The following is a 25,887-nucleotide window of genomic DNA, read 5'->3' as shown; positions in this document are numbered from 1 at the left end:
CAACCTTGTTTATACAAGGTCGGTTTTTTGAACTTTTTCATGTTTTCCTTCTTCAAGAAAGTGAAAAGCTTTTTTCATCTTTTGTTCGTATTCTTTTGCGCCGCTTGAAGATGTAAATGTTACACTTTGCTCACCAGCAGTGTTCAGCATATTGCGCTCCTTCAATACGTATTCTAACCTTTTAACAGTTCCGATACTGCCATCAATAAATTGAACAGATGGTGGAAACATATCACGAAGAAGTCCTTTATAAAAAGGAAAATGAGTGCATCCAAGCACAACAGTACCATATTGATGAAGATCTAGCCCTTGTACTTTCGACTGAAAATAGGCTTTTAATGTGTCCTGATCAAAGTTCAGATGTTCACAATATTGAACAAGTTCTTGAAGAGGAATGGAATCAATTAAAGATTGATTGTCAATTGTCTCGAGTAAATGCTTATATTTAGCTTGTTTGAGCGTTAGCGAAGTAGCAAAAACAAGGACTCGTTTATTTAAGGAACGACTAATTTCAAGCGCTGGCTTTGCAGCAGGCTCCATTCCAATAATAGGGATGTTATACGTAGCTCTTAATGTTTCAATTGCAATACTTGTTGCTGTATTACATGCTACAACGAGCGCTTTTACATCTTGTTTTATAATTTCCTCTGCTGCTTGCAAAACGTAAGACTTTACTTCTTCTTTTGTTTTGCTTCCATAAGGAACGTGCAGTGTATCTGCATAGTATAAAAAACTTTCGTTAGGAAAATGTTTTACAGCTTCATGCAAAACAGAAATCCCACCAAGTCCTGAGTCAAAGAAACCAATTTTCATTTTGTTCACCTGATATTTTTATAATATGATGTATAACTAAAATTTCCATAACTATTATACCGAAACATAGCCATGTTGAACAGTCGGACTTGCATAAACGGGGCAAATGAACTAAAAAGAATAAGCGTTTTTTCTTAGAAATCTTTTCTTTTAGCAAGAAAAAATAAAATGCCGTTTCCAATGAGGAACATAATGGCTTCTTTGAAAGAATAAAAAAGAACGGTTGCTGTTTCAAAAGCAACAAGCCCAAAGAAATAGGGGGTTACGGTAACTTTTAGGGCTAGTTTATGGACTTTTTGTATATTGAGTAGCGGTTGATCTTTTAAAGATTGAATAAATAAACGCCATTCGTTATTTATAACCTGTTTGAAAAGAAACAAGACAAACAGCAAGGAAATTTCTTTCATCAACGTATTTGAAATAACGGCAATGGCGATAAGTGAATACAACGCAATCTGTGCAATCATTCGCAACGTTTTGGAATTTCGAACCGTTGTTTTAATAAAAGAATCAACAATTGTATTTTCTATTGTTTCATTTCTAAATAAATACGTTTCTTTAAATAAACGGTTTGGCTTTGATTTATAATCAAGCGCATCTGCCTGCTGAAGAATGATTTCCCGAAGGCGATTGCTGTTTGACAATTCTCTTTCAATCTCTTTGTCAATGAAAAGGGGTTCATTCACTTTTACAATAATAAGCAATATAACAAGTAAACTGCCAAAGCCCCAAATAAAAGGAGAGAGGCTATGTATGTAAAGAATGATGTACAGAGCTAATGCAACCACAAACACTGTGGAGAGTTTTACTAAACATTGCACAGTATATCGCCATCTTCTCGTTTCAATCATGTAAAAACAAAGCGAACGGAAAAGTTGTAAAATCGCACCTGTCATAATATAAGCAGAGAGAGAAAGCGAATAGGAAAGATCACGTACAAAGGGATAGAGAAGCAAAAAAAGAAGAAAGTTAGTGAAGATAATCTTTCCATTTGAATATAAGACTCCAAAACTAACAATCTTTCTTATAAATGGTTTGTTGAGAGTTAAAAATACTTCATCTGGTTTCTCTAGGAAAGTGCGTATTCTCCCCCATAAAAGATAGAAAAAGAAAACAAAAAACAGATACTTATCCATAAAGTGAATAAAGTAAGGAGACGTATTTCCTAAGTAATACAGATAGAAAACGATGAGAAATAACATTCCAGGAATGAAGATGTATAACCAAACAGTCCAATCAGCAATCGTTTTTATAATAGACCTATAATAGCGTATCGTTTCACGTAGTTTTCGTCTAAAGAGAGCCAAAGCATTCAATTTAGGGCTCCCTCGCTTTCTTGGAGTTTGTAAAAGCATTCAAGAAGGGGTTTGGAAGGTAAACCCGCTTTTTGTCTAATCTCTTCAAGATTCCCTTGTGAAAGTATTTTTCCCTCATGGAGAAGTACAAAAGAGTCACAGTAGCGTTCAGCTGTATCCAACACATGAGTACACATTAAAATACAGGCTCCTCTTTTTCGTTCTTTTTCAATGAGATGAAGTAAATCTTTTGTTGCTTTTGGATCAAGTCCGATAAAAGGTTCATCAATGATAAAGAAGTCAGCTTCTGTTATAAAGGAGAAAAGCAGCATTGCTTTTTGTTTCATTCCTTTTGAAAAGTGGATTGGAAAATGATCAAGCTTTGTTTCTAAATTGAAAAGGGAAAGAAGATCTTGTGCTCTTTTTTCATAAACTTCCTTAGGAATGTGGTGGAGGGAGGCTGTTAAGCGAATATGTTCCCTTAATGTTAAATAGTGGTAAAAAGAAGGGTGTTCAGGTACATATGTTTGAATTTCATTTTCTGTTTTAGTAATCTTCCCTTTTAAGAAAGGAAGTGTACCAATGATAGATTTAATTGTTGTACTTTTCCCGCTCCATTTGATCCAATAAGTCCTATAAGTTGTCCTTTTTCAATCGTGAAATGGACATTCAAAATAATTTCTTGATTTTGTACATAACCCGCTTTTTCAATATTTACAGAAATCATAAAAAAATCCTTTCATTTCCTTTTTAACATTATTATAACAAAAATACTTCATAAGGTTATAAAAAAGAGACTTCATCATGAAGTCTCTTTTTTTATGAGTAAAGAGCAATACCTACAAGCCCCGATAAAATAATTACGTAAACCGGATTCCAGCGCAGCTTTAAAAGCGCAAATAGAGATAACCCACAAATCACGATTAAGCTTATCGTATGAAAGGAAGCATCTAGACTAACGAGGCCGTTTGAAACAGCGAATTTGATTGCTGAATAAATAATTAAGCTAACCACAATAGGGCGAAGGCCATAGAATACTGATTTTACGATGGGATGATGATGGAGTTTTTGAAACGCTAAAGCGATAATAAGAACCAGAATGACGGAAGGAAGAAGAATTCCAAGCGCAGAAACTACCGCTCCTTGTAAATTTGCCATCGAGTATCCTACAAGAACAGCGCTATTTGTGGCAATCGGACCAGGAGACATACCGGCAATTGCAATCATGTCTGTAAATTGTTGAGGCGTCATCCATTCGTGTCTCAATACTTCGGTTTGAATAACGGGAATAATGGCATATCCACCTCCAAAAGAAACTAAACCAATAATAAAAAATGTTTTAAAAAGCTGCCATAACAGCACAAATCTTTCCCCTTCCTGCAAGTTAAATCATATAGTGCCAGTATTTATCTTCTTCATCCTCTTCTTCTTTTTCGAACGTGACAGTATAACCAAGACGTTTTTTAATAGAAACAACAGCAATGCCTATAATGCCGCCTAAAAGAATAATTAAGATAGGATGAAACAGAAATAAAAGGGGAATCCCTACGATAAAAATGGCGATGGTTGTTTTGTCTAAAAGAGCTGTTCTGCTCACTTTTATAGCCGCGTATAAGATAAGTGCTACAACGGAAGCGCGAATAGCCATAAAAGCAGCTTCTACTTTTGGATTGTCTTGAATGAAAATATATAAAATTCCAAGTGCAAGAATAATTCCGAACGTTGGTAAGGAAACGCCAAGAGCAGCAGCAATTAGCCCTTTTACACCGCCAACTCTTTGCCCAATAAAAGTAGCTGAATTCACAGCAACAGCCCCAGGCACAGATTGTGAAAGGGCAAGAACGTCTGTTACTTCTTCTTTTTTTAGCCATTTTCGCTTTTCAACAATCTCTTTTTCGATAAGCGGAATCATTGCATATCCGCCACCAAATGTAACAGGACTAATTTTCAAAAATGCCCAAAAGATGTGAAAAACCTTTTTCCATTCTTCTTTCATAAAATGTCCTTCTTTCCTAGCAAAGAGTATGTAAATCATAATTTCTTTCCTATTATAACACTGTCCACTATAAGAGAGACAAATATACATAAAAAATAGGACATCCGAGTTGGAGTCCTATATGATATCTAAAATTTAGAAGTTAAGTTTTCAACAAAATAGGGTATAGTGAATAAACAAAGAAGTTTATTTAGCTTTTACTTTAATGATTGCTTCGCCGTAGCTAGTCATAGATTGTTTGTAAGACATTTTTAACATTTCAAATAGTGAGATGCATTTTTTCATGATACCGATCTCCTTTACGAAATAATCTTTTATTATTATCGAACATAACCCTTGCTTTTGACAAAGAGGGTGAAAACGGGTACATTTTCCATGAAAGCGAAAACATGAAGGGGTTTTTGGGGATATACTCTATTTTTCTTAATTTTTCGCGAAATTTCTCTTGATTTCATATGAATTTGGATTTTTCTTTTGAAAGGATAGCCAAATTCACTGAATAGTGAGTTTATAAAATAATAAAGAGGCCTTCTACGTTAGAAGGCCTCTTTATTATTTTCCGATAAACTGCTGTGTCCAGTAGTTTCCGTCTTTTACATATCCAACACCAATGTGAGTATATTTACTGCTTAAAATATTTGCTTTATGACCAGGGCTATTCATCCAAGCTTTCATTACTTCAGCAGGCGTTTGCTGACCTTGAGCAATATTTTCTCCAGCTGCTTTATATGTAATTCCAAACTGCTTCATCATATCGAATGGTGAACCATATGTAGGAGAATTATGATCAAAATAGTGGTTGTCATGCATGTCTTGTGATTTAAGACGAGCTGTTTTTGAAACTTCGTTATCAACTTGAAGTGGCTGTAAACCAGCTTTTGCACGTTCTGCGTTTACAAGTTTTACAACTTCTTGTTCATAGGCACTTACGCTTGATTGAGAAGAAGTTGTTGTAGTTGTATTTTGGTTTTCAGGTTTTAAACGAAGAATAGAACCAACTTTCATGTTATATGGATCAACATTTGGGTTTAATTTCATTAACTCTTTATAATCTAAACCATAACGTTTCGCAATAAAGTAGAAAGTGTCTCCTTTATCAACTTTGTATGCTTCAAAAGGTGGTTCCTTATACATTGTCATGGCACTTGTACTCGTTGCTGCAGCTCCGCCTGCGATAGACAGGGCCAAAGCAGATGCAATAATTGTCTTTTTCATTATGCTCTCTCCTTAGCTATGTATATTGTAATCTCGTTAATACAATAGCTTGGCTAAAGAGGGAAAGCTAGGTGTAAATCCTTCCAAGATTGGTACTTTGAATTCGAATAGGTACATTTTAATAGGTTAAAAGGTCTGCTTTGTTAATGTGTCTCACATGACGTTTTAGACATAAGAAAGAATGCTTCTCGTTCCATTATAACGGTGCCTTCTTGATTCAGACATGCTTCTCCAATCTGTTTATTCTCTTCATACTGTTCTTTCATTTGTAAGAATAAGAAGATCCCCGTTGCTAAGATTAAAAGAGAACTGCTAATAGAAAAATAGAGTTGTTTTTTCTTCATTTATCCTGTTCCTCCTATGTGAAATAGTGAGATGAGATAAGAGATATTATACCATTTTATATAACTTTGTAACTGTGAAAAAAGAGGTGTTGGGAATTATTGTGTTTTCATTTAAAAAAGTGGAAATAGGGAGAAGAAATGGAGAAAAAGGGGCAAGGATGATTTCTAAGTTTTACAAAGATAAAAAGTCTACAAAACTTCTTATCTTTGTAGACTTTTTATGGTGTATATTAAAATATAAAGTAGCGGATCACGGCCATAAGCAAAACACCAACGATAACAGTCAGTGATAAGCTTTTTGTCCAAATCGCAATAAGAGCGGTTGGCACAATAACGGAAATCACGGTCCAGTCTATTTTTAAACCTTGTTCTGTGTGAATAATAAAATTTTCAACAACAAGCGCTGTTAGAATACAAATTGGGACGTAGGAGAGCCATTTTAATACGGGTTGTGGCAGCGCAACGTTCCGCACTATAATAAACGGAAGAACGCGGGGAATAACGGTAACAATGGCACATCCTAAAATAATAAGAAGTGTTGTGCTGTTTACATTCATTTATCACTCACCACCCCGATTGTTGCTACAATAACCGTAGAAAGAATAACGGCTACATGTGAAGGAACAAAAAAGGAAAGAACAATCATCGCAATAACCATGTAAATCATCAATCGTAAATAATGTTTTACTTTTTCAGGGATAATACTTTCAAGCTGCAAGATAAGCAGCGCGATGAACATCGCTGTTAAGGCAAAATCAAGTCCAAACTTTTCAGGATTTGAAATTAAGTTGCCAAATAGAGCTCCAACAGTGCATGATAAAATCCAAAAGATATAAGCTGTTATATTTAGTCCATTCACCCAACGATCTGTTAGCTTTTCATTTTTTGCGATCTTGCTTGAAGCAACGCCAAATGACTCATCTGTTACAAGCATTCCAATTCCTATGTTTTTTAATAAAGAATGTTGAGAGAAGTGTGGAGCAAGCGTCGCACTTAAAAGAAGATGTCGTAAATTGATAATAAAAGTTGTTAAAATAATAGCAGAGATAGAACTATGTGAAGCAAGTAAAGCGCAAATAACAAATTGGGCAGCTCCTGCATAAACGAGTATAGACAAAAGTGCAACTTCCATAACGCTCAAATGCGATGCAACACCAACAACACCTGCAGCTAATCCAATACTTATGTAGCCTAAGAGAGTTGGAATACAATCTTTCACGCCTTGCGAAAAGGTGAGAGCATGACTCTCTTTATGACTTGCAGCTTTTTCAGCAATCAAATTATCGCCTCCTTGTATATTATATTATACATATATTCATCATACCGAACAATGCTATGTTATAATAAATTAAAATCACCGTAAAGGAGATTTCTAATGGAAGAAATTCAGCATATTATCGGAAACAACCTTATGAAATTTAGAAAGCAGCGCGGTTTGTCACTTGACCATGTTTCAGAATTAACAGGTGTCAGCAAAGCAATGCTTGCTCAAATTGAGAAAGGGAAATCAAGTCCGACCGTTACAACGCTGTGGAAGATTGCGAACGGTCTTAATATTTCGTTTTCAGAATTTATTAAAGAGGACAAGCCAGATGTTCAAAAAGTGCATATAGAAGATTTAAATGTGATCACAGATGACGAAGAAAAATACCTTGTATATCCGTTTTTTCCTTATCATCCTGAGAAAAAATTTGAAATTTATATTGTAACCCTTGAGTCTGGCTGTGTTCATGAAGCAAAAACACACTTAGGAGAAGAGTACTTATTAATGAAAGAAGGAGAGCTTACGGTAAAGTTCCAAGATGAAGAGCATTTGCTTTCATCAGGGGATGCGCTTAACTTTATGGGGAATCTTTCTCATAGTTATATGAATGCATCAGCACAACCTGCAAGCTTTTTCTTACTGATGTATTATTCTGAATAACAATCCTTTTAACCCGTTTTACATAAAACAAACAAGCGGTCTTACGAGCAGACCGCTTGTTTGTTTATTCTTTTAGATGTTGCATTTTGTGCTGCTTCCACGTTCTTAGCATACTTGGTACTCCGATCACCATACTAACCATAGCGCTCCACATCGCATAACCCCATTCTCCTGTAAATGCTGAGACTCCTATGAAATAGAGTAATTGCCCAAAGAGAGCAGATAGGGAAGCAATCCAAGCAAAAGTTAGATTCTTTTTCATTCTATTCCTCCTTACTTATTAGAGTATAAAGTTCAGGGAAGTTAAATGATAAAGACAGTAAAATGAATGAGCTTCAATATAATTACATTTTAACATATATTTCTAATTGCGAAAGTGTTTGTATCTCTTTTAAAGATTCGTTCTTTCTCTAAAGAACAGAAAAATAAAAAGTCACTCTTCTACTAGAGAATTAGAAGAGTGACTTTTATTAGCAATCTTTTTGCTTGAATGTATGAAGAGGGGGAGGAACTAACCAACCTTTTTCTTTATTAAGGCGTAAAAATTTTGCTCCAATTGTAGCTTTTTGCATATGAATTTGAGCAAACATCGTCGCTAAATCTTCTCGAATTGATTGACTAATAAGTTTGCTACAAGTTACTAATCCTGCTGCGATTTCCATTGCGACAGCAGCGGAAATCTCCATGTCTTGAAATCTTGCTCCGACTGGGATATCTTCTAAGCATGCTTCAGGACGTTCTGGTGGAGAAGGGGGAAGACCAACTCCGTTTTCTTTCAAAAGTGCTTCACCTTCTTTAATTTCTTGTTTACATTGATCAATCACTTCTAAAATGAGCTTATGTAAATCTTTATCCCCAATATGGTTTAAATAAGTTTGATAAGCTGCTAAACATCCTTTTGTGACACTAACGAACGACCATAATCCAAATACTTCTCCATAATGCATGGGTTCCTCTTTTGGATTTCCACTTAAAATACCCATTTTAATCCTCCTTATTAGGTTCATGAATTTGTTCCACCTTTAACAATTTAACGATTTAACAATTTAACAATGGACATATTTAGCTTATCCAAAAGCTTTGTTACTATTCTTTATTTTAATGTTTTCTATTCCACTCCTTCTGTGTAAAGCGGATTAAAAAAACAAGCAGTTATTTGACAAGAATCAAATAATTCAAGTATCATTATCTTAGTAAAGTACTCTAATTAGAGTACTTTATAATAAATAAACTATTAACCTTGTCTTATTAGCAAACGTGAAGAGTCTTTAGATGAAAAAAATCTTACTATTAAAATGTGAAGGGAGATTTTTATGGAAAAAGAAGTTATTGCACTTAAAGAGGTTATGAAGGCTAAGAAACGATCAGATGAATTTTTTCCAATTAATTGGTATAAGGAAAAGCTTGAAAAAGATCCTGTCTATTTTCACGAAGAAACCAACACATGGAACGTTTTTAAATATAAACATGTAAAAGAAGTGCTGAGCAACTATAAATTTTTCTCAAGTGAAGGAGAACGAACAACAATTTCTGTAGGTGCTAAAAGTAAAGAAGGACAAACTCCTGATAAAGTACAGCTCACAAGTGTAGATCCTCCAGCACATCGTAAAGGTCGCTCATTGCTATCTGCAGCTTTTACACCGCGAAGTTTGAAAGAGTGGGAGCCGCGTATTCGCCAAGTTGTTAGAAATCTTTTGGATAATATAGAGGAAAACAGTGAAAATGACATTGTGCAAGTGTTGACAGGGCCTCTACCAGCTGTAGTTATGGCTGATTTGTTTGGTCTTTCAGGCACTGATCAAATGTTATTTAAAAAATGGGTTGATATTCTCTTCCAACCGTTTGATAAAAACAACCAAGCAGATATTGAAGCACAAAAACAAAAGGCTGCGAAAGAATATTACGAGTACCTTTATCCATACGTAGCGGAACGACGCTTCAATCTTTCAGATGATATTATTTCGGATTTAATTCGAGCTGAAGTAGACGGCGAGAAGTTTACAGATGATGAAATTGTACGCATAACAATGATGATTTTAGGAGCGGGCATTGAAACAACAAGCCATATGTTAGCTAATACATTTTATGCGCTTTTATATGATGATCAGTCCATATACAAAGAATTGCGCGCTAATATAGAGTTAGTGCCGAATACGGTAGAAGAAATGCTTCGTTATCGCTTTCATATGTCACGAAGAGATCGTACTGTAAAACAAGATAATGATTTGCTTGGTGTTCCTCTGAAAAAAGGAGATGTCGTGATTGCATGGATGAGTGCTGCAAACGTTGATGAAGAAGTATTTGAAAATCCATTTTCGCTTGATATTCATCGTTCCAATAATAAAAAGCACTTAACATTTGGAAGTGGATCGCATTTTTGTCTTGGTGCACCGCTTGCCAGATTAGAAGGGAAAATTGCACTCGAAGAATTTGTCCAAAGATTTTCTAAAATTGAGCCTGTAGAAGGATTCGAACTAGAAGAAAATTTAACAGATTCAGCAACAGGTCAATCTTTAACACACCTTCCCCTTAAAATATATAAGTAAATACGAACAAAAAAGGAGCAGCTCTTTTGGGCTGCTCTTTTTTGAGCTATACTAATGTTTATTGACATGATAGAAACGCTAAGAAATTTAAGGTACACTGAGATGGAAATAATATTAATAAAAATTATTTGTTGAAACTGTTAGAAAGTGGGGCAATTTTATGTCACTGTCACTGGAGATTTTTATACTTGGTATCCTAAGTGAAGGTCACAGTCATCCGTATGAAATCAAGAAAACGATCTTGAAAAATTTAAGCGATGAGGAAAACCTTAAAATAAAAGACGGTACATTGTATTATCGATTTGATACGTTATTAAAAAAAGAACTTATTCAAAAAGTAGAAGTTGTTCGTGAAGCAAATCGTCCTGATAAAACAATGTACGCTATTACAGATAAAGGACGAGAAGTATTAAAAGAAGATATTTATAAAAGCTTTAAAAACTTTTCAAATATCAAAACAGTGTATTCATCCATCCTTTTTTTAAAACATGTAGATCTTCAAATTGTTATGTTCCTTGTTCAAGAAGCAATTGAAAAAGTAAAGAAACAAAGGGAACAGTTAATAAATGAAAGTGCTGCAGAATGGTGGGAAAGTAGGGAAACGGAAATAGACTATGGCAAAAAAGAAGATTATCATTTTGTTAAAAATCATTTTAACGAAGCAATAGATTTCAACTTAGCAGGCCTTGAAAAATTTCTCGCGTTTCTGAAACAAAAACAATAAAAAACGGCTCAACAATATGTTGGACCGTTTTTTTGATAAGTACAAACATTCAAGGAAGCTTAGGAATCCATCAGGCCTTGTTGAAATGCATAGCTTGTAAGCTGTACTCTATTTTCAAGGTGAAGTTTGCTTAAAATGTTTTTTAAGTGACTTTTTACTGTATGCTCTGAAATAAAAAGAGATTCCGAAATATCCCGGTTTGAAAGGCCTTTTGCGACAAGATGCAATACTTCAAGTTCTCGATTAGACAAAGGAATTTCTTTTGTCTCTTCCTTTTTATTTTGAGGAAATTCTTTTAAGATTTGAAAGGCAATTTCTTTTGACATTGGCACTTCATCTAGCGCAAAAGCTTTCAAATATTCATACCAAGAATCAGATTGAATGTTTTTTAACAAATAACCTTGAGCTCCTTGTTTCAAGGCATTAAACAAGTCTGTAATATCATCAGAAACGGTGATAATCACAATTTTTACATATGGAAATTGGAGCTTGATTCTTTTTGTTGCTTCAAGGCCGTCCATAACAGGCATTTGAATATCCATTAAAATAATGTCTGGCATTAGCTTTTCTGTTAATTCAAGCGCTTCTTTCCCATTTCGACCTTCGCCAACAATTAAAAAGTCTTCATATTCTTCAAGTATATCTCGAATGCCTTCTCTTGCATGAGCATGGTCATCAACAATTAAAATTCTAAAAGCTTGTTCCGCCATTTATTACGCCTCCTTTTTTAGTTCAACAATTGTTTCATCATTTTCCCGTCGCACTGAAAATCCCCAATTCATATCACGAGCTCGATTTTTCATAATTTGAAGTCCATATCCTTCGTGGATAGGGAGAGTAAAGCCTGTTCCTTTATCTTTTACATAACAAAACCAACCATTTTCTGTTTCTTTAGCAAGTATCCAAATTTCATTTGTTTTGGCATGCTTCATTACGTTTGTGACCGCTTCTTTAATACACGCAAAAAGCTCAACTTTTTCTTTAGAAGAAAGGGTATCTTCTTTGATTTTCCACTGAAGATGAACGCGCATAAAATGCTGATTTTCAAGCTCTTCTTTGTATTGATGAATACGCTCTTTCCAGCTAAAAGGAGTGTGGGTTGGAGCATATTTTAAATTCGTAATCGCTTGCCTTGTATCGTCGTGAACGTGCTGAAGCGTTTGTTTAATTTTTTGGAAATCTTCATTTTCTTGAAGGCCATGATGACGCCCAAATTTATTTACTTTTACAGATAAGAGAAAAAACGACTGAGCAATTCCGTCATGAAGCTCGCGTGCTAAATTTTCTCGTTCAAGCAAAGCCGCTTTTTTCGCTTTCTCAGTTTTTAACTCTTCATGCATACGTTCTAAAATCGTAAACAGCTTGCGCAAAAAGATGATTGTAATCATAAAAACAAACAGGGGGGAAAGAATATTTCCTGTCTCCATCGAAATATAGGGAAGCAAGAAAGCGTGACGACTATATTCCCAGAGACCGATTGCAACCGTTGGCAATATTAAAATTAGCCATTTAATTCCTTTATAACTCAAATTCTCACCTTGTTTCTTTTCAAATGTGTCTATATTTTATCATTTGTTGTAACGTTTGCTCTATTTTTTAATCAAAATCACTCTTTTGAGTTATTATTTTAATTTTTACTTTCTCTTATAATGAACAAGGAGTATTAAAGAGGTAAGGAGCAATAAATATGATGAACAAAAAAGTACCGCTGCTTTTATGCTTTTTGCTTCTGCTTGTATTTCATCCTTTAAAAACATCTGCACACGCTGTTCTTTTAAAGGCAACGCCAGAGGAGCAAAGTGAGCTAAAAGAAATGCCAGATGAAGTTTCGCTTACATTTAATGAACGACTAGATGGAGAAGTGTTTGATCTTAAAGTTCGAGATGACAAAGGAGAGGTTATTACAAAGAAAAAGGCTGTCATTAGTGAGGATCACAAAACAATTTCGCTAGACGTTCCAGATCAGCCAAAAGGGATCTACACGTTAAGCTATTCCATTATTTCAGCTGACGGACATCCTGTAAAAGGAACGTACATATTCTCAGTTGGTGAAAAAATAGCAGGTCCTGTACCGGACCGCAATGATGGATTCCAACAGGGGAGCGATGCGATTTATAACGTCTTGTTATCAATTGTGCAAGTTTGTTATTACCTTTTTCTTTTGTTATCGGTAGGATGGGTGTTGTGGAAATGGTTCATTCCGTTTCAAACTAAAGAAAATGAGGAGATTTACGGTCAAAAGCACAAAGGAATTTATTTAAACTACATGGTCTTTTTAGTGTTAAGCATTGTAGTGCAAGCGATGAATGTATTAAATGGTTCCTCCGCTTCTCAAATAGGCACGTTTATCTTTAGCTCTGCCACAGGACTTTCTTGGATTATTTCACTCTTTTTAGCACTTATCGGCTACTTTCTTGTTTCAAAGCACAAAGGATTTGATTTTGTATGGGCAGGGCTTGTTCTTTTAGTCAGTACATTAAACGGTCATGCTGTTGCAACAAACATACCGTACTACACGGTCATGCTTGATTTTATTCATCTCATTACAGCCGCATTATGGGCTGGAGGTATTGTATATCTTCTTCTTTTCTTTAAGAAGCATAGAGAAGATGTTCTGTTATTTATGCCGAAATTTTCAAAGATAGCACTCTTTAGCTTACTTTTACTAATCATAACCGGTATTTTATATACGCTGATGATTGTACCAAACATTAGCGTGATTTTTCATACGACGTGGGGGATTTTACTTCTTGTAAAAGTAGGGCTTGTGTGCATTGTGCTTATCATTGGAGCATTAGTCCGGAATGCATTAAAGAAAAATGAACAAACTAATTTGAAAAAGCTTCTTACTGTAGATGTAACTCTAATGGCCCTAATTGTGCTTATTGTCGGGATTATTACCCATTTGAACCCAATTCCGCAAAATAAACCATTGTTATGGAAAGAAGAGCAACAAGGAATGTACATCGTAACCAAAACAAGTACGTTGCAGCAAGGAAACTTTGCAATGGTTGTTAGTCCGTCACAACCTAAAGACGGTTCTTCCATTCAAATGGTAACAGCTACGTTAACGCCAAAAGGAAAAGGGAAAGAAGAATCTATTGAAATCCCGCTTGAAAAAGAAGACTCATCGTCTTACAAAACGAGTAAAGCTGTACTTCCATATGCCGGAGAGTGGGATTTATCGGTTAGAGTAGTCACAACAGAGTTAGATGAATTTATTATTCAAAAAAACATTCAAGTTTTTGATCATTAGAATAGGAAAGAAGGATAATATGATGAAGAAAAAAGTAACGACGATTTTAGCTGCTCTTTTACTATCAACTATTTCTTTTGCAGGAGCTGCAAGCGCACACGTTGTTGTTTATCCACAGGAAGTAACACAAGGATCATACGAAAAATTCACGGTCCGTGTTCCAACTGAAAAAGACATTCCAACAACAAAAGTGAAAATTGATATTCCAAAAGATGTGGAAATTTCCCGCTTTGAGCCAAAGGATGGCTGGACGTATGAGCTTGAAAAAGATTCTTCAGGATTAATTAAAAGTGTAACATGGACAGCAACTGGTGAAGGACTTTCAGCAACAGAGTTTGGAGAGTTTAGCATGCAAGGTAAAGTTGGCGATTCAGCGGAGAAAATTGCTTGGAAAGCGTATCAAACATATAAAGACGGATCTGTTGTCGCTTGGGAAGGACCAGCAGATGCAGAGTTACCAGCATCCGTTACAAAAGTTGTAAAGGGTAATACAACAACAGACGCACATGGTGTTGCAACAGAAGAAACAACAGATAACGAAGAAACTGAGGACAACTCAACTTCTAATGTTCCTCTGATCCTTTCTATAATCGCTGTTATTCTAGGAGCTGTTGCTCTTATGCGCTCATTTGTAAAAAAATAAATGTGAAAAAGAGACGCCTCTAAAGGGCGTCTCTTTTTTTAGAAGTTTCGCGTTGTATTTCTCCCGGAAAAAAATGTGCTTTCAAAAATAGGATTCAATGGTTTTAGCTTAAAGACAATATAGTGGGTGAAAGAAGCCATAATGATTCCGTTTAATGCTCCTGCCATAATATCAAGTGGATAGTGTACGCCTACCCACACTCGTGAAAGGGCAATTCCAATCGCAAGTATTCCCCATATGTAGCGAGTACGAGAGCCGCATAAAATAATGGTGAAAGCAATAGCAAAGGCAGCTGTAGCATGGTCGCTTGGAAATGAGGAGCTTGTGCTATGTTCAACTAATTGATGCACCTCATGTGATACAAAAGGCCTGTCTCGAAAAAAGAAAAAGCGAATTACACGGTTGACAGCAAACCCGAGTACAAGTGCAAACCCGGCTTGCATCGCGATAACGCGTGAGTAATTGCGGTTGATAAGAAATAAAACGACAAGCAATAGCGCAAAAGCATATTGCAAATAGTCCGCAAAGAAAATCATTATATGATCTAAAAACACATTGTGATCTGCTTTGCTGTTCACCCACTCAAACCACGAATAATCTAAATCTCCAATACTCATCCAAAAACCCCTTTAATCTCTATTACATTCTCTTGTTTAGCATCCAAGTAAGCCATTTTTTGTATTTATATAAAACAAGAGAAACAACAATTACAAGGACGTTAGAAAGGAAAAATGGTTGCAGTTTCTTTTAGAAAAAGTAAAATGTTTCTCTTATTTAAGTTATATAACCTGTAAGAGGGAATCATTCCTATAAGGGCAGTTATAGATGGAAAATAAAAAAGCTAAGCGTTTCGTTTTATTTAAAATTACAAAAAAGCTTGAAACCTTTGAGAAACGAAGAGTGAAATCGAACGGTACATCAGAAAAGGAGCAGGAGTTACGCTCCCTTTCTGGTGATGTTTTTATAGCCCGTACGAACAGGTGAGTTTAGCATTATTTACAGTAAGGAAGGCAATAAAAACCCCAACTTAGATATAGTTGGGGAGATAACTTTATTCTCTTATTTTTCTACTTGTTTTCTCTTCTTGTTAGACGAAGATTATATTTAAATGTTTCCTCGTCAGAAGAAAGTTTATATCCTAAAGTAGGATTATAGTCTACATATAACTTTTGGGGTAGGTACTTTAATGAATCAGTAGAAATAAGAAAAGGAATACCTTCCACTTCAATCTTTGTATCTTCTGTTTGTTTTTCATCAATCTACAGGTGATGATCTACATAAAGAGAACAACTTCCTACAAAAACAGCTTCTATACGAACTCCTTCCGTCTTGTTAAAAGACACTTCGTTTAATTCTTTTAATGCTGACGGTTTAACAATTAAATTCATATTTTATTCTTCTCCTCTTACTGTATTGTGAAAGAAAGGGTCTATTCATTTATATACCCAATCTAATTTTCGCTAAAGCAGCAAAATGCGTTTCTTTATTTTGTCCATGAAAGGGTTTCTAAAAACTGATAAACATCGTCATGAAGTTCTTCTTTTTGACGGTCTAATGTGATAACATGACCAGAATGCTCATACCACTTCAAATCTTTATGTACAGAAGAAATGCTATCATAAAGCAAGTTTGCACTATTAGCGTTAATCTGTTGGTCAAGACGTCCTTACACAATCAAAGTTGGAGCGTTTACGTATGAAAGTTCTTCTTTTGTGTAGTTTATAAAGGAGAGGACCGACTCTATTGTATCTTCAGCTTGTGTCTTAAAAGTATCCATCTCTAGTCTAATGCAATCGTCCCTTTTTCCTTCCAACTTTTTATATTTCTTGGCATAGTCAACAACACTTTGAAGTAGCACATCCTGACTGATAATATCTAAAGGTGCACACATTGATACAACACCTTTTACGTGAAGTTTTGTACTTAAGCTCAAAGAAAATAAAGCACCAATCGATAACCCTACAACAGCGATTTCATGATATCCTTCACTTCTTAGCGTTTGATATCCTGCTAATACGTCTTCCCACCAGTCTTTTGGTGAAGTATTCAGTAATTCTTCCGGTGGTTTTCCATGCCCTTTATAAAGCGGAGCAGATGATGTATACTCTTTAGCTTGTAGAAAGCGTCCTAATTTTTTGACGTGGCCAGTACGGCCTTTGAACCCATGTAAAAGTAGGACAGCACGAGGTCCGCTGCTAAAGAAAAAAGGTTTTGGTGGAATTAGCTTCATGTTTTTCACTTCCCCAATAATATATTTACAAAAGGCAGACTTTTATAAGTCTGCCTTTTCTCGTTAAATATGAGCCTCATGTGATTTAGGGACAGCTTTTTGCTCTGCTTTAATAAGAAAATACGTAAGCAGAAAGGCACCAAGAACGAAGCAAAGTACAAGACCCACAACGCCTTCCCAACCAAAGTAAGGCCATAGTACACCGCCTACCGTTCCTCCAACGCTAGATCCCGTATAGTAGAGGAATAGATAAAGAGAGGAGGCCTGTGCTTTATTGATTGCAGCACGCTTTCCAACCCAGCTGCTCGCAATCGAATGGCAGCTGAAAAAGCCATATACAGAAAATCCTAAGCCAACAAGCTTAACAACCAAGTGTCCATTGATTGTTAGAAAGGCACCAAAGCATAGAAGAAATAACCCAAAAATTAAGGTTTGACGACGACCATATTTTCCGATCATCCGCCCTGATATAGCAGAGCTAAACATTCCTATAATAAGAAGAAGAAATATCCAGCTCACCGTTGATTGACTAAGAGAAAAAGGCGGTGCCACTAATACATAGCCAATGTAGTTAAAAAGGGCAACATTGCTTCCCAGCAACAGAAAACCTAATCCGAATAAGCAAAGAAGGCCAGGGTCTTTCAAGTGATGAAAAAGCGAGCCTGTCAACGTTGAAAGTTTCAGAGGCCTGCTTGTGAAGTTCTTGGAGTTTGGAAGGTTTCTCCAAAAAATCACACTTGCAATAAAGCTAATAATTCCAACAATCAAAACGGCCCACTGCCAGCTCATAAATTCGGTTAACAAGCCAACAATAACGCGGCCAAACGTAGCTCCAACCGCGTTCCCGCATATATAAAGCCCCATTGCAGAACCTAAGCTTTTCGGCTCAATTTCTTCACCAAGGTAAGCCATAGCAATTGAAGGGAGACCAGCTAAAGAAATGCCTTCAATTGTCCGCAAAATTAACAGCCAGTGAAAATTCGGACTAAACGGGGTCAGAATACAGATAACAGAAGCAGCAATCATGGAAATCACCATGACAGGTTTCCGTCCCCATGCTTCTGAAAGTGATCCAAATATCAACATACCAATAGCAAGTGAGATTGTTGAAAGGGAGAGTGCTAGGCTCGCCTGTGCTGGTGTAATATGATATTCTTCTGTGAAATGTGGGAGAAGAGGCTGCATACAGTATAGAATCGCGAATGTATTAAAGCCTGCCGCAAAAAAAGAAAAATTTGTTTTTCGATAAACTGCTGTTCCTTTTTGAATAAAGCCCATTTTATACTCGCACCAACCTTTTAGTGTGGACGATATTTATCATTGTTCTAACAATCCTTTCAGTAATAAAGGGCCCTTTTGTAAAAAAGTGTAATATAAATGCTGACTGAACACATACTCGAGTTTGCTTCTTCTTCTATGTTAGCACTGAATTTCTATGATGTATAATGTATTATAAAAATGAGATTGATGCATATTAGTTATCAATGTTTCTCGGCATTTACAGTAGAAATTGACCACATTTTGACCACGTTTGTTTCGGGTTATAGAATTTTTAGGTTTTTGGAGAAGATTTGGACGACTTCTTCTTGCATATCATCTAGTACGTGAGAATAAGTGTCTAACGTCATATGAATTGTAGAGTGACCCAATCGTTCAGATACGATCTTAGTATTCGCTCCCATTTTTAATAGAAGAGTAGCATGGGTATGACGCAAACCATGAAGAGTGATTTTAGGTAATCCTATTTCTTTGATATACAAGTTGAAATAGTAATTTAAACCTGATGGAGCATATAGAGAACCATTGGGGTGTGCGAAGATAATACCTTCCTCATTTTTATAGGCAGACCCATATTGCAATTGCATTTTTTTATTATATTTCATCTGATGACTTAAAATGGATAATAACTGATCATCTATAGAGATTCGTCGTCTCGACGAATCGGTCTTCACATCACTGAGATATACATGCCCCTTTATGTTTGCAACATTCTTGATTACACTAATTTTTTTATATTGAAAATCAATGTCTTTTTCACGTAGTCTCAACACTTCTCCTTTACGCATACCGGTTAAAGCAGCAGTTGCAAATATTCCATAATAAAAAGAATTCCTCTTCTTAACAAAATCAAGAAATGCGAGGGAGGATTTATTCTAAGTGGAGAAAAATATGAAAATAGAATAGGTGAAATTATAGCTACACCTTATAAAGATGGTTTAAAAGAAACATTAAACTTTTTGGTGAAAAATGAAATAAAACAGAAGGAGAACGTCTAAATTCTAAATAATAATGAGAATAAATATTTATCTAAGGGAAACACTAAACTAAAAACATGAACGGAGGAGTGTATGAAGCAGCCTGATTTCGATTTAGGCCAGGGATGGTGGTACCCTGCAATTCTTGGTTCAGTTTTATTTTTAATCGTGTTGTTTATGCCGAAAGTAAGAATAAATTGGAAGGAAATTTATATAACTTTCGGGATAATTGGTTATATTGTTTGGATGATTGACACAACGATAGCTGTTCCATTTGACATATTTGATATAAATCATCCTAAAAAAACAGGATTATCTGAGATTATACTTTACGGTGTCATCCCCTCATGTTTATCCATCATTTATTTAAATTTATATAAAAGGGAAAAGAAGTGGACTTTGGTTACGTTCTTTGTCATTATATCCTTTATACTTGAATGGCTAACAAGTAAAGTGGGAGTAATGAAAGGAGCATGGCAGATATGGTGGTCAATACCTATTTTTTTGGTTGCTTATGCTTTTTTCTTACCCTGGCATCTAAAGTTTATACGAAAAAAATGGAATTGACAGGATTATCATTGCTTAATAAAGGTGAACAAAAACCGGACAAATATCGGACAAAACGGGTACCTTTTTATTTTGGGAATAGAGGTAACATTTTCTTATAAGCGATTGATCTTATGGGAGAAGCGCCTTTCCCTTATCAAGACGTACTCGAAGATGTTTTATAGGGCTGTGAAGGATACAAAGCTATTACGAGGGGGGATCTGGGGTCTCAAGCGCGCTAGTCTAAAAACAGGATTATATCTCATAATCCTGGCGATCCAACCTTCGGGGAACTAATTAGAGGTTCTTTTTCTAATTCAAGTTTCGCAATCTCAGTCTGTCCTCTCGAAGTATTGAGGAATTTAAATTAATTATAAAGCAATTAGCGTGATGAGATAGTAAACGTCTCTTATGTATTTTATTTTTGCTAATTATTATGCATGTGTTGAATTTTTTCAACATAGGATATTGTATAAAAGAAAAGGTTACTTTAACATGCCAGTGTCAAAGCAACCTTCAAATAATAATTATTGCAGGTATTCTACAACATGTAAGATGAAATCGAGAACACTTACTATGACACTTACAATGCAGAGTGGAATTTCTTTGTGCTTCATTAAACTCCTCCTTTCTAGGAGGGAGATTAAAGGGAGTTAGGGCCTCCCTTTAATTGATTTATATGATTTTCAATTGTGGAATATTCGTATATTTGAATATAATCAGCACCCTTTCGAGGGTGTTTTTTTCAATTGTCCAAGCTTTCGTGCATAACTTTGAGAAGGATTATAAGTTGTTGGACAGCCTTATCAGTTATAGGTGAAGAATAATCAAAGCGTTTTACGCAGCGTCTGTATCGAAGTTGTGTTTGATTGAGGAATAATTGAAGTTGTTCCAAATCGTTCATATTTCACCTCCTTGTTTAAAAGTTATATCAGGATATATGTTCAATAATTGTAATAATTACGTAAATGTTCCTCTTTGTCCGGTATAATAAATGAAGGGGAGGTGAGAAAGTGAAGCTTTCAGTTACGTTTGTTTTTGAAGAGAGGAATATAAGACAAGTATATATCGAAGATAAAACAGCCGAGGAATTATAGGAGGAAATCTCAAATTGCAAAGGCTGGTATAGATACGAAAAGAACAAATGCACTCATGCTGTGAATATGAATCTTGTTACTTATTTTAATATTAAATAGTTTGATAAAGGCGTCCTTTCGGGGGTGCTTTTTATTTGGAGGCGGTAATGATGTAATGACTAAACTGACACCAAAACAACAAGCATTTGCTGATTTATATATAGAAACTGCAAATGCTACAACTTCATACAAGAATTCTGGCTACAGTGTGAAAAGTGATAAGGAAGCCGCTGTAGAAGGGAGTAAATTACTTAGAAATCCTAAGGTTAGAGCTTATATTGAAGAAAGAATGGATCAAAAAAGTGCTCAAAGGGTTGCTAAACAAGACCAAATCCTCTCTTTCCTCACTCAGGTTATGCGTGGTGAACTCACTGAACAAGTTCCTATTGGAGTAGGAGAAGGAATGCAAGAACTAGAAGACAAAAATCCTTCCCTCAAATATCGTGTAAAAGCCGCTGAATTACTTGGTAAACGATATTCCATGTGGACGGAGAAGAAAGAAATCGAAGGGAATATGGGAGTTACTATCGTTGATAATGTGGGTGATGACTTTGAACATGATTAAGATTAGCGACATCATCACGCCTCATTTCTAATCCTTCTGGAAAGCTTCCAACAGCCGAAAATACCTCAAACTTGTATTAAAAGGTGGACGTGGTTCTGCCAAGTCTACCCACATTGCTCTTAAACTTATTCGAGACCTGATGAAATATCCGGTCAGTACCTTATGTGTTCGTAAAGTTGCTCGAACCTTAGAGGAATCAGTATTTGAACAGTTAAAAGAAGCCATCGACATCTTAGGTGTGGAGACCTATTGGCATGTCAACAAGTCACCGCTCAAACTAACCTATTTACCAAGAGGAAACAATATTATCTGTAGAGGAGTGGATGACCCAGCTAAAATTAAATCGATTAAAGTTAGCAAGTATCCCGTGGCTTTTCTCAGGATAGAAGAGTTAGCGGAATTTAGAACAGAAGATAAGTATCGAACATTGAGAACTCGGTTTTACGTGCCGAATTGCCCGATGGTCTTTTTTATGCCTTCTATTACTCTTACAATCCACCAAAACGAAAGCAATACTATAACCTAAGCTTTTTCTACTTTAACTCACATTTAATATATGTGTTAGAGACAAGTTAATTGAATTCATCTTTTATCAATGCTAACAATAGTCCAAAATCTCTCGTCCATCTGAGATTAACAACTGATGTAGGGACTACAAAGATTAGGAAAACCAGAACGGTTCACTACCACTAAGCCTTTTAAGAAGATAAAAGAATTCAAAAACCAATTAAAAGGCCCAATCAATAATAGGAATTTATCATCTAATATATTAAATTTCTAACCTAATCACACAGGAGATGAAATCCATGAATCTCATGAAGTTTGTGGATCAGCTACCACTCATGAACACTGCAAAACCAGAGCGGAAAAGCAAAAAGGAATCTTATTACGAAATTCAAATGGAAGAATTTTATCAAAAACTGCACAGAGATTTACAACCGACACGTCTATGGGGCTATAATCGTCAGTTTCCGGGCCCCATCATTGATGTCAATCAAGGGGAGTGTACTCAGGTCAAATGGACTAACAATCTTCCCAATACGCATTTCCTTCCAGTTGACCGATCGATACACCATGTTACCCATCAACCAGAAGTACGGACTGTTGTCCATTTACATGGAAGTGAGACTCGACCATCTAGTGATGGCTATCCAGAGGCATGGTTTACCAGAGGATTTAAAGAGGTAGGTCCTTCTTTTGAAAGAAAAATATACGAATACCCCAATCATCAACGGGGTTCAACACTCTGGTACCACGATCACGCTATGGGCATTACAAGACTCAACGTCTATGCTGGGCTCGCTGGTATGTATATCCTTCGCGATGAAAAGGAAAACTCGTTAAATATACCAAAAGGAGACTACGAAATCCCACTTATGATTATGGACCGATCATTCAACGAGGACGGTTCCCTTTTTTATCCGGATCAACCCAACAATGCTTCTGAAAATATACCGAATCCCTCAATTATTCCGGCTTTCCTAGGAGATACCATTCTTGTCAATGGAAAGGTATGGCCATATTTAGAAGTGGAACCACGCAAATATCGATTTCGACTACTGAATGCCTCGAATACACGGGCTTATCAATTGTATCTTGATTCTGGGCAATCTTTTCATCAAATTGGTTCAGACGGAGGCCTGTTACAAAAGACCGTACACTTGAAAAATTTTGCAATTGAGCCAGCAGAACGCATAGACTTTATTCTCGATTTCTCTAAATATGAAGGAGAGACCATAACTTTAAAAAATAATCTTGGTCCTAATGCAAACCCAGATGATAGCACGGATGAAGTCATGCAATTTAAAGTGATCCTACCTCTACAACGAGAGGATAAAGCTGTCATTCCGAAATACCTATCCCACATTCCTTCTCTTGAACAAAATGAAGTAAAGACAATTCGAAACCTGAAACTTACAGGGTCGACCGATAAATACGGGAGGCCTTTGCTGCTATTAAATAATAAAGCGTGGTCGGCACCTGTGACGGAAAAACCGTGTTTAGGTTCAACGGAAACTTGGTCATTAATCAACATCACTGGATTTACACATCCAATTCACATTCATTTGATTCAATTTCAGGTTTTAGATCGCCGTCCATTTGATCTTGACCTTTATAATCAGGATGGCCAAATTGTATATACCGGCCCAGCCATACGACCGAAAGACAACGAAAGAGGATGGAAAGACACTATAGCAGTTCCTTCTGCGCAAATCACACGTGTCATCGCCCGGTTTGGTCCCTACACGGGAAATTATGTTTGGCATTGTCATATTTTAGAACATGAAGACTATGACATGATGCGTCCATTTATGGTTATAGATCCTAAGGATTTGAATGATGATAAATAAGGAGATCAGATGAGTGACTGATTTTCGTTGGTGAGATAACTAGATAAGCCGCGTGTGAAAATGAAGGCTGTGTGCCCCCTTATTGAAAACAACTTCTCTTATAGGGAATATCTCACTATAAACTAACTTTGGATATCGTATACTATCTTAGTTACATGATTGTTATTATCAAAAACAAAATAACAAAGAGAGTCGCATCATTACTAACGACCTTCTCTTTGTTATTTTTAAAAACCTACAATAATGCCTTAATAGATAGTATTAAAAGATTTTCTTTTTATCCCTTTCCTCTTTTAATATTTCTACGGCTTCACGAAAACGTTGAGAATGAATAATTTCCCTTTCCCTTAAGAACCTCAAGCTATCGTTTAAATCTGGATCATCTGATATATCAATTAACCATTGATATGTAGCTCTTGCTTTTTCTTCTGCTGCTATGTCCTCATAAAGATCTGCAATTGGGTCTCCTTTTGCTTGGATATATGTTGCTGTGAAAGGGACTCCTGCAGCATTACTATAGAAAAGAGCACTATCATGATTTACATAATGCTCTGCCAATCCAGCCTCCCTTAATTGTTCTGGTGTAGCATCTTTTGTTAGTTTATAAATCATTGTTGCAATCATTTCGAGATGAGCAAATTCTTCTGTACCTATATCATTTAATAATCCCACAACTTTATCTGGGATTGTATAACGCTGATTTAAGTAACGTAATGCAGCAGCTAATTCCCCATCAGCTCCACCATATTGTTCCATAAGGTATTTTGCTAGCGTCGGATTACAGGTACTTACTTTTACTGGATATTGCAATTTCTTCTCATAAACCCACATAAGATTTCTCCTTTACTAAACTATATTTGCCATGGCCAAGGCATTGTTCCCCAACTCCATTTTGCATCTGTATAGCTATTTCCATATTGCTGAAGAGGACCAAACTTTGTTTCAAAACTTCTTTTAAGTTTCTTAGCATATTTTGCATATTCATTAAACTGCAGCATTGCTTGCTGATCGTTTGGATGTGTATCTAGATAAAGGGTTAATTCTACAAGTACAAAATCAATAGCTTGAATTTCTTCTAATTCTTGATAGTACTCTGGAGGTAATTGTTTCATTCTTCATCCCTCTTTTTTACTTTATACGGATTCTCATAGTAATCCCAAAATGCAGGCCATAATGTTCCTTTTTTTAATGCTTCTCTAGGAGAAAATTGTTGCATATTTGGTGGTTGAAACCCCATATATAGTTGAGGAGGCGTAGAATAATACTTAGTACCAATCGGTCTGCAAGGATCATACATACTATGGAAAGGTTTATACGTTTTTAAAGTTGTAAATGTTGATTTTTTATTGTGCATTCTGAACCCTGAACCCCTTTCTCTAAAAAACATTATGATTAATGATATGCATATTTAAATATACTAATGTTAAAAACAGAAAAAATTCCTGACTAACCTACCGGAAGTTTTTTGCTTTTAGAATGCATACCATATTTACTCTTAGTTCACATAATGGATTTCAAGAAAGCTAGAAAGCCCAGATCTCTTTTATGACAAGGGATCTGGGCTTTTTTATTTTATTTAGGGTGTTATACGGCATTGTTACTAAAGTATTTTGCGCTTAGGAGTTTAGAAACACTTGCATAAATAATATATTTCATTTGACCACAAATGACCATGTGAAAATCAAGAGTTCTTTCTAATGAGAAGTGGTAAATATCAACGATTAGAAAGAGACACAGACACAAATAACTGTAAAAAGGAATCGTGGTATATAATGTATTATAAAAATGAAATTGACGCATTGCATCTTTCTTTTCACATCTTAAAACAGAAAATATCTATTTTTTTGTTTTAAGATAGAAAGGAAAACTTCTCAAGCTATTCAGGATTATATTTGGTTTTATAATCACGAACAATTCCGGAAAAAGTTAAACCAGTGTGCCTCGATACAATATCGAAACACACTGGTCGCTTAGTCTTTTTTATGACTGTCTAATCGACAGGGATAACTCTACGCCACAGCACCACCCGTAGGTCCAGTCGGTCCAGC

At 35.8% G+C, this 25,887-nt stretch carries 31 protein-coding genes and 3 pseudogenes; 12 read left to right on the top strand and 22 right to left on the bottom strand.

Annotated elements, in window-relative coordinates; genetic code table 11:
- Positions 1–9: 9 nt before the first annotated feature.
- The 9 genes and pseudogenes from murI to BM012_RS07360 form a co-directional block, all read right to left on the bottom strand.
- The gene (gene murI, locus BM012_RS07400) at positions 10–813 is read right to left on the bottom strand and encodes a glutamate racemase (protein WP_061805927.1); all 804 of its coding nucleotides are present in this window, start codon (positions 811–813) and stop codon (positions 10–12) included.
- Between the two features lie 134 nt (positions 814–947).
- Complete coding sequence (locus BM012_RS07395) at positions 948–2,129, bottom strand: ABC transporter permease (protein WP_061805926.1); 1,182 nt, start codon at positions 2,127–2,129, stop codon at positions 948–950.
- Positions 2,126–2,835: pseudogene (locus tag BM012_RS07390) on the bottom strand (ABC transporter ATP-binding protein). The gene BM012_RS07395 and the pseudogene BM012_RS07390 overlap by 4 nt, the downstream one beginning before the upstream one ends.
- Positions 2,836–2,927: 92 nt before the next feature.
- Entirely contained in the window at positions 2,928–3,470 is a 543-nt protein-coding gene (locus tag BM012_RS07385; RefSeq protein ID WP_040057838.1) for a chromate transporter, read from the bottom strand.
- Between the two features lie 22 nt (positions 3,471–3,492).
- The gene (locus BM012_RS07380; protein ID WP_061805945.1) at positions 3,493–4,104 is read right to left on the bottom strand and encodes a chromate transporter; all 612 of its coding nucleotides are present in this window, start codon (positions 4,102–4,104) and stop codon (positions 3,493–3,495) included.
- 552 nt (positions 4,105–4,656) lie between these two features.
- On the bottom strand, positions 4,657–5,319 hold the full coding sequence (locus BM012_RS07375) for a CAP domain-containing protein (RefSeq protein ID WP_061805925.1): 663 nt from the start codon (positions 5,317–5,319) through the stop codon (positions 4,657–4,659).
- Positions 5,320–5,462: 143 nt separating this feature from the next.
- Positions 5,463–5,663, bottom strand: coding sequence for a hypothetical protein (locus tag BM012_RS07370; protein WP_061805924.1), 201 nt, complete (start codon positions 5,661–5,663; stop codon positions 5,463–5,465).
- 230 nt (positions 5,664–5,893) lie between these two features.
- Positions 5,894–6,220, bottom strand: a complete 327-nt coding sequence (locus BM012_RS07365) for an AzlD domain-containing protein (RefSeq protein ID WP_061805923.1) — start codon at positions 6,218–6,220, stop codon at positions 5,894–5,896.
- The gene (locus BM012_RS07360) at positions 6,217–6,942 is read right to left on the bottom strand and encodes an AzlC family ABC transporter permease (RefSeq protein ID WP_061805922.1); all 726 of its coding nucleotides are present in this window, start codon (positions 6,940–6,942) and stop codon (positions 6,217–6,219) included. The genes BM012_RS07365 and BM012_RS07360 overlap by 4 nt, the downstream gene beginning before the upstream one ends.
- Positions 6,943–7,038: 96 nt before the next feature.
- Here BM012_RS07360 and BM012_RS07355 point away from each other — a divergent pair, with 96 nt between their 5' ends.
- A complete protein-coding gene (locus BM012_RS07355) occupies positions 7,039–7,587 on the top strand; it encodes a helix-turn-helix domain-containing protein (protein ID WP_061805921.1) in 549 nt (182 codons plus the stop codon).
- A 64-nt stretch (positions 7,588–7,651) separates the two neighbouring features.
- Here the strand turns inward: BM012_RS07355 and BM012_RS07350 are convergent, their stop codons facing one another.
- Together BM012_RS07350 and BM012_RS07345 are read right to left on the bottom strand one after the other, a co-directional pair.
- Positions 7,652–7,849, bottom strand: coding sequence for a hypothetical protein (locus BM012_RS07350; RefSeq protein WP_061805920.1), 198 nt, complete (start codon positions 7,847–7,849; stop codon positions 7,652–7,654).
- Positions 7,850–8,057: 208 nt separating this feature from the next.
- Positions 8,058–8,570 (bottom strand): DUF3231 family protein, encoded by a 513-nt coding sequence (locus BM012_RS07345; protein ID WP_061805919.1) that lies wholly within the window; start codon positions 8,568–8,570, stop codon positions 8,058–8,060.
- Positions 8,571–8,900: 330 nt separating this feature from the next.
- Between BM012_RS07345 and BM012_RS07340 the strand changes: the two genes are divergently transcribed.
- Both BM012_RS07340 and BM012_RS07335 read left to right on the top strand, forming a co-directional pair.
- On the top strand, positions 8,901–10,133 hold the full coding sequence (locus BM012_RS07340; RefSeq protein ID WP_061805918.1) for a cytochrome P450: 1,233 nt from the start codon (positions 8,901–8,903) through the stop codon (positions 10,131–10,133).
- A 160-nt stretch (positions 10,134–10,293) separates the two neighbouring features.
- Positions 10,294–10,857, top strand: coding sequence for a PadR family transcriptional regulator (locus tag BM012_RS07335; RefSeq protein WP_061805917.1), 564 nt, complete (start codon positions 10,294–10,296; stop codon positions 10,855–10,857).
- A gap of 59 nt (positions 10,858–10,916) precedes the next feature.
- Here the strand turns inward: BM012_RS07335 and BM012_RS07330 are convergent, their stop codons facing one another.
- The gene (locus BM012_RS07330) at positions 10,917–11,567 is read right to left on the bottom strand and encodes a response regulator (protein ID WP_061805916.1); all 651 of its coding nucleotides are present in this window, start codon (positions 11,565–11,567) and stop codon (positions 10,917–10,919) included.
- 3 nt (positions 11,568–11,570) lie between these two features.
- On the bottom strand, positions 11,571–12,386 hold the full coding sequence (locus BM012_RS07325) for a sensor histidine kinase (protein ID WP_061805915.1): 816 nt from the start codon (positions 12,384–12,386) through the stop codon (positions 11,571–11,573).
- A gap of 158 nt (positions 12,387–12,544) precedes the next feature.
- Between BM012_RS07325 and BM012_RS07320 the strand changes: the two genes are divergently transcribed.
- Together BM012_RS07320 and BM012_RS07315 are read left to right on the top strand one after the other, a co-directional pair.
- Positions 12,545–14,113, top strand: coding sequence for a copper resistance CopC/CopD family protein (locus tag BM012_RS07320; protein ID WP_061805914.1), 1,569 nt, complete (start codon positions 12,545–12,547; stop codon positions 14,111–14,113).
- A 22-nt stretch (positions 14,114–14,135) separates the two neighbouring features.
- Positions 14,136–14,756, top strand: coding sequence for a YcnI family copper-binding membrane protein (locus tag BM012_RS07315; protein ID WP_061805913.1), 621 nt, complete (start codon positions 14,136–14,138; stop codon positions 14,754–14,756).
- Between the two features lie 38 nt (positions 14,757–14,794).
- On the opposite strand, the gene BM012_RS07310 is transcribed toward BM012_RS07315, so the two are convergent.
- Positions 14,795–15,373 carry a phosphatase PAP2 family protein gene (locus BM012_RS07310; RefSeq protein WP_061805912.1) on the bottom strand — a complete coding sequence of 193 codons (579 nt, stop codon included), beginning with the start codon at positions 15,371–15,373 and terminating at the stop codon, positions 14,795–14,797.
- Between the two features lie 208 nt (positions 15,374–15,581).
- Between BM012_RS07310 and BM012_RS26340 the strand changes: the two genes are divergently transcribed.
- Positions 15,582–15,740: a hypothetical protein gene (locus BM012_RS26340; protein ID WP_161939332.1), complete on the top strand. Its 159-nt coding sequence runs from the start codon at positions 15,582–15,584 to the stop codon at positions 15,738–15,740.
- An 83-nt stretch (positions 15,741–15,823) separates the two neighbouring features.
- On the opposite strand, the gene BM012_RS27165 is transcribed toward BM012_RS26340, so the two are convergent.
- From BM012_RS27165 to BM012_RS07290, 5 genes and pseudogenes are all read right to left on the bottom strand, one after another.
- Entirely contained in the window at positions 15,824–16,015 is a 192-nt protein-coding gene (locus BM012_RS27165; RefSeq protein WP_328586485.1) for an iron-sulfur cluster biosynthesis family protein, read from the bottom strand.
- On the bottom strand, positions 16,016–16,144 hold the full coding sequence (locus BM012_RS27035; protein ID WP_268801495.1) for a hypothetical protein: 129 nt from the start codon (positions 16,142–16,144) through the stop codon (positions 16,016–16,018).
- Between the two features lie 95 nt (positions 16,145–16,239).
- Positions 16,240–16,986, bottom strand: a pseudogene (locus BM012_RS07300) (alpha/beta hydrolase).
- A gap of 63 nt (positions 16,987–17,049) precedes the next feature.
- Entirely contained in the window at positions 17,050–18,264 is a 1,215-nt protein-coding gene (locus BM012_RS07295; RefSeq protein WP_061805911.1) for an MFS transporter, read from the bottom strand.
- A 263-nt stretch (positions 18,265–18,527) separates the two neighbouring features.
- Positions 18,528–19,079 carry a site-specific integrase gene (locus BM012_RS07290; protein ID WP_082802646.1) on the bottom strand — a complete coding sequence of 184 codons (552 nt, stop codon included), beginning with the start codon at positions 19,077–19,079 and terminating at the stop codon, positions 18,528–18,530.
- Between the two features lie 45 nt (positions 19,080–19,124).
- Here BM012_RS07290 and BM012_RS26745 point away from each other — a divergent pair.
- The 5 genes and pseudogenes from BM012_RS26745 to BM012_RS07265 form a co-directional block, all read left to right on the top strand.
- Positions 19,125–19,262: pseudogene (locus BM012_RS26745) on the top strand (epimerase); the annotation flags it as partial.
- A gap of 72 nt (positions 19,263–19,334) precedes the next feature.
- Positions 19,335–19,808 (top strand): hypothetical protein, encoded by a 474-nt coding sequence (locus BM012_RS07285; RefSeq protein ID WP_061805909.1) that lies wholly within the window; start codon positions 19,335–19,337, stop codon positions 19,806–19,808.
- Positions 19,809–21,038: 1,230 nt separating this feature from the next.
- A complete protein-coding gene (locus tag BM012_RS07275) occupies positions 21,039–21,488 on the top strand; it encodes a terminase small subunit (protein WP_061805908.1) in 450 nt (149 codons plus the stop codon).
- A 112-nt stretch (positions 21,489–21,600) separates the two neighbouring features.
- A complete protein-coding gene (locus tag BM012_RS07270; protein WP_407719651.1) occupies positions 21,601–22,014 on the top strand; it encodes a phage terminase large subunit in 414 nt (137 codons plus the stop codon).
- A 280-nt stretch (positions 22,015–22,294) separates the two neighbouring features.
- Positions 22,295–23,839, top strand: a complete 1,545-nt coding sequence (locus tag BM012_RS07265) for a multicopper oxidase family protein (RefSeq protein WP_061805906.1) — start codon at positions 22,295–22,297, stop codon at positions 23,837–23,839.
- A gap of 261 nt (positions 23,840–24,100) precedes the next feature.
- Here the strand turns inward: BM012_RS07265 and cotJC are convergent, their stop codons facing one another.
- Genes cotJC through BM012_RS07250 form a run of 3 tightly spaced genes read right to left on the bottom strand, consistent with a single transcriptional unit; the run spans position 24,101 to position 25,193 of the window.
- Complete coding sequence (cotJC, locus tag BM012_RS07260; RefSeq protein WP_061805905.1) at positions 24,101–24,670, bottom strand: spore coat protein CotJC; 570 nt, start codon at positions 24,668–24,670, stop codon at positions 24,101–24,103.
- A 20-nt stretch (positions 24,671–24,690) separates the two neighbouring features.
- Positions 24,691–24,951 (bottom strand): spore coat protein CotJB, encoded by a 261-nt coding sequence (locus BM012_RS07255; protein ID WP_061805904.1) that lies wholly within the window; start codon positions 24,949–24,951, stop codon positions 24,691–24,693.
- The gene (locus BM012_RS07250) at positions 24,948–25,193 is read right to left on the bottom strand and encodes a spore coat associated protein CotJA (protein WP_061805903.1); all 246 of its coding nucleotides are present in this window, start codon (positions 25,191–25,193) and stop codon (positions 24,948–24,950) included. Before BM012_RS07250 ends, BM012_RS07255 begins: the two co-directional genes overlap by 4 nt.
- A 500-nt stretch (positions 25,194–25,693) precedes the next feature.
- Here BM012_RS07250 and BM012_RS27215 point away from each other — a divergent pair, with 500 nt between their 5' ends.
- The gene (locus BM012_RS27215; protein ID WP_113754736.1) at positions 25,694–25,813 is read left to right on the top strand and encodes an IS3 family transposase; all 120 of its coding nucleotides are present in this window, start codon (positions 25,694–25,696) and stop codon (positions 25,811–25,813) included.
- Positions 25,814–25,887 lie beyond the last annotated feature (74 nt).

The sequence above is a fragment of the Priestia endophytica DSM 13796 genome, from assembly GCF_900115845.1.
GTDB lineage: Bacteria > Bacillota > Bacilli > Bacillales > Bacillaceae_H > Bacillus_I > Bacillus_I endophytica.
This window is presented reverse-complemented; position numbering and strand designations above follow the sequence as displayed.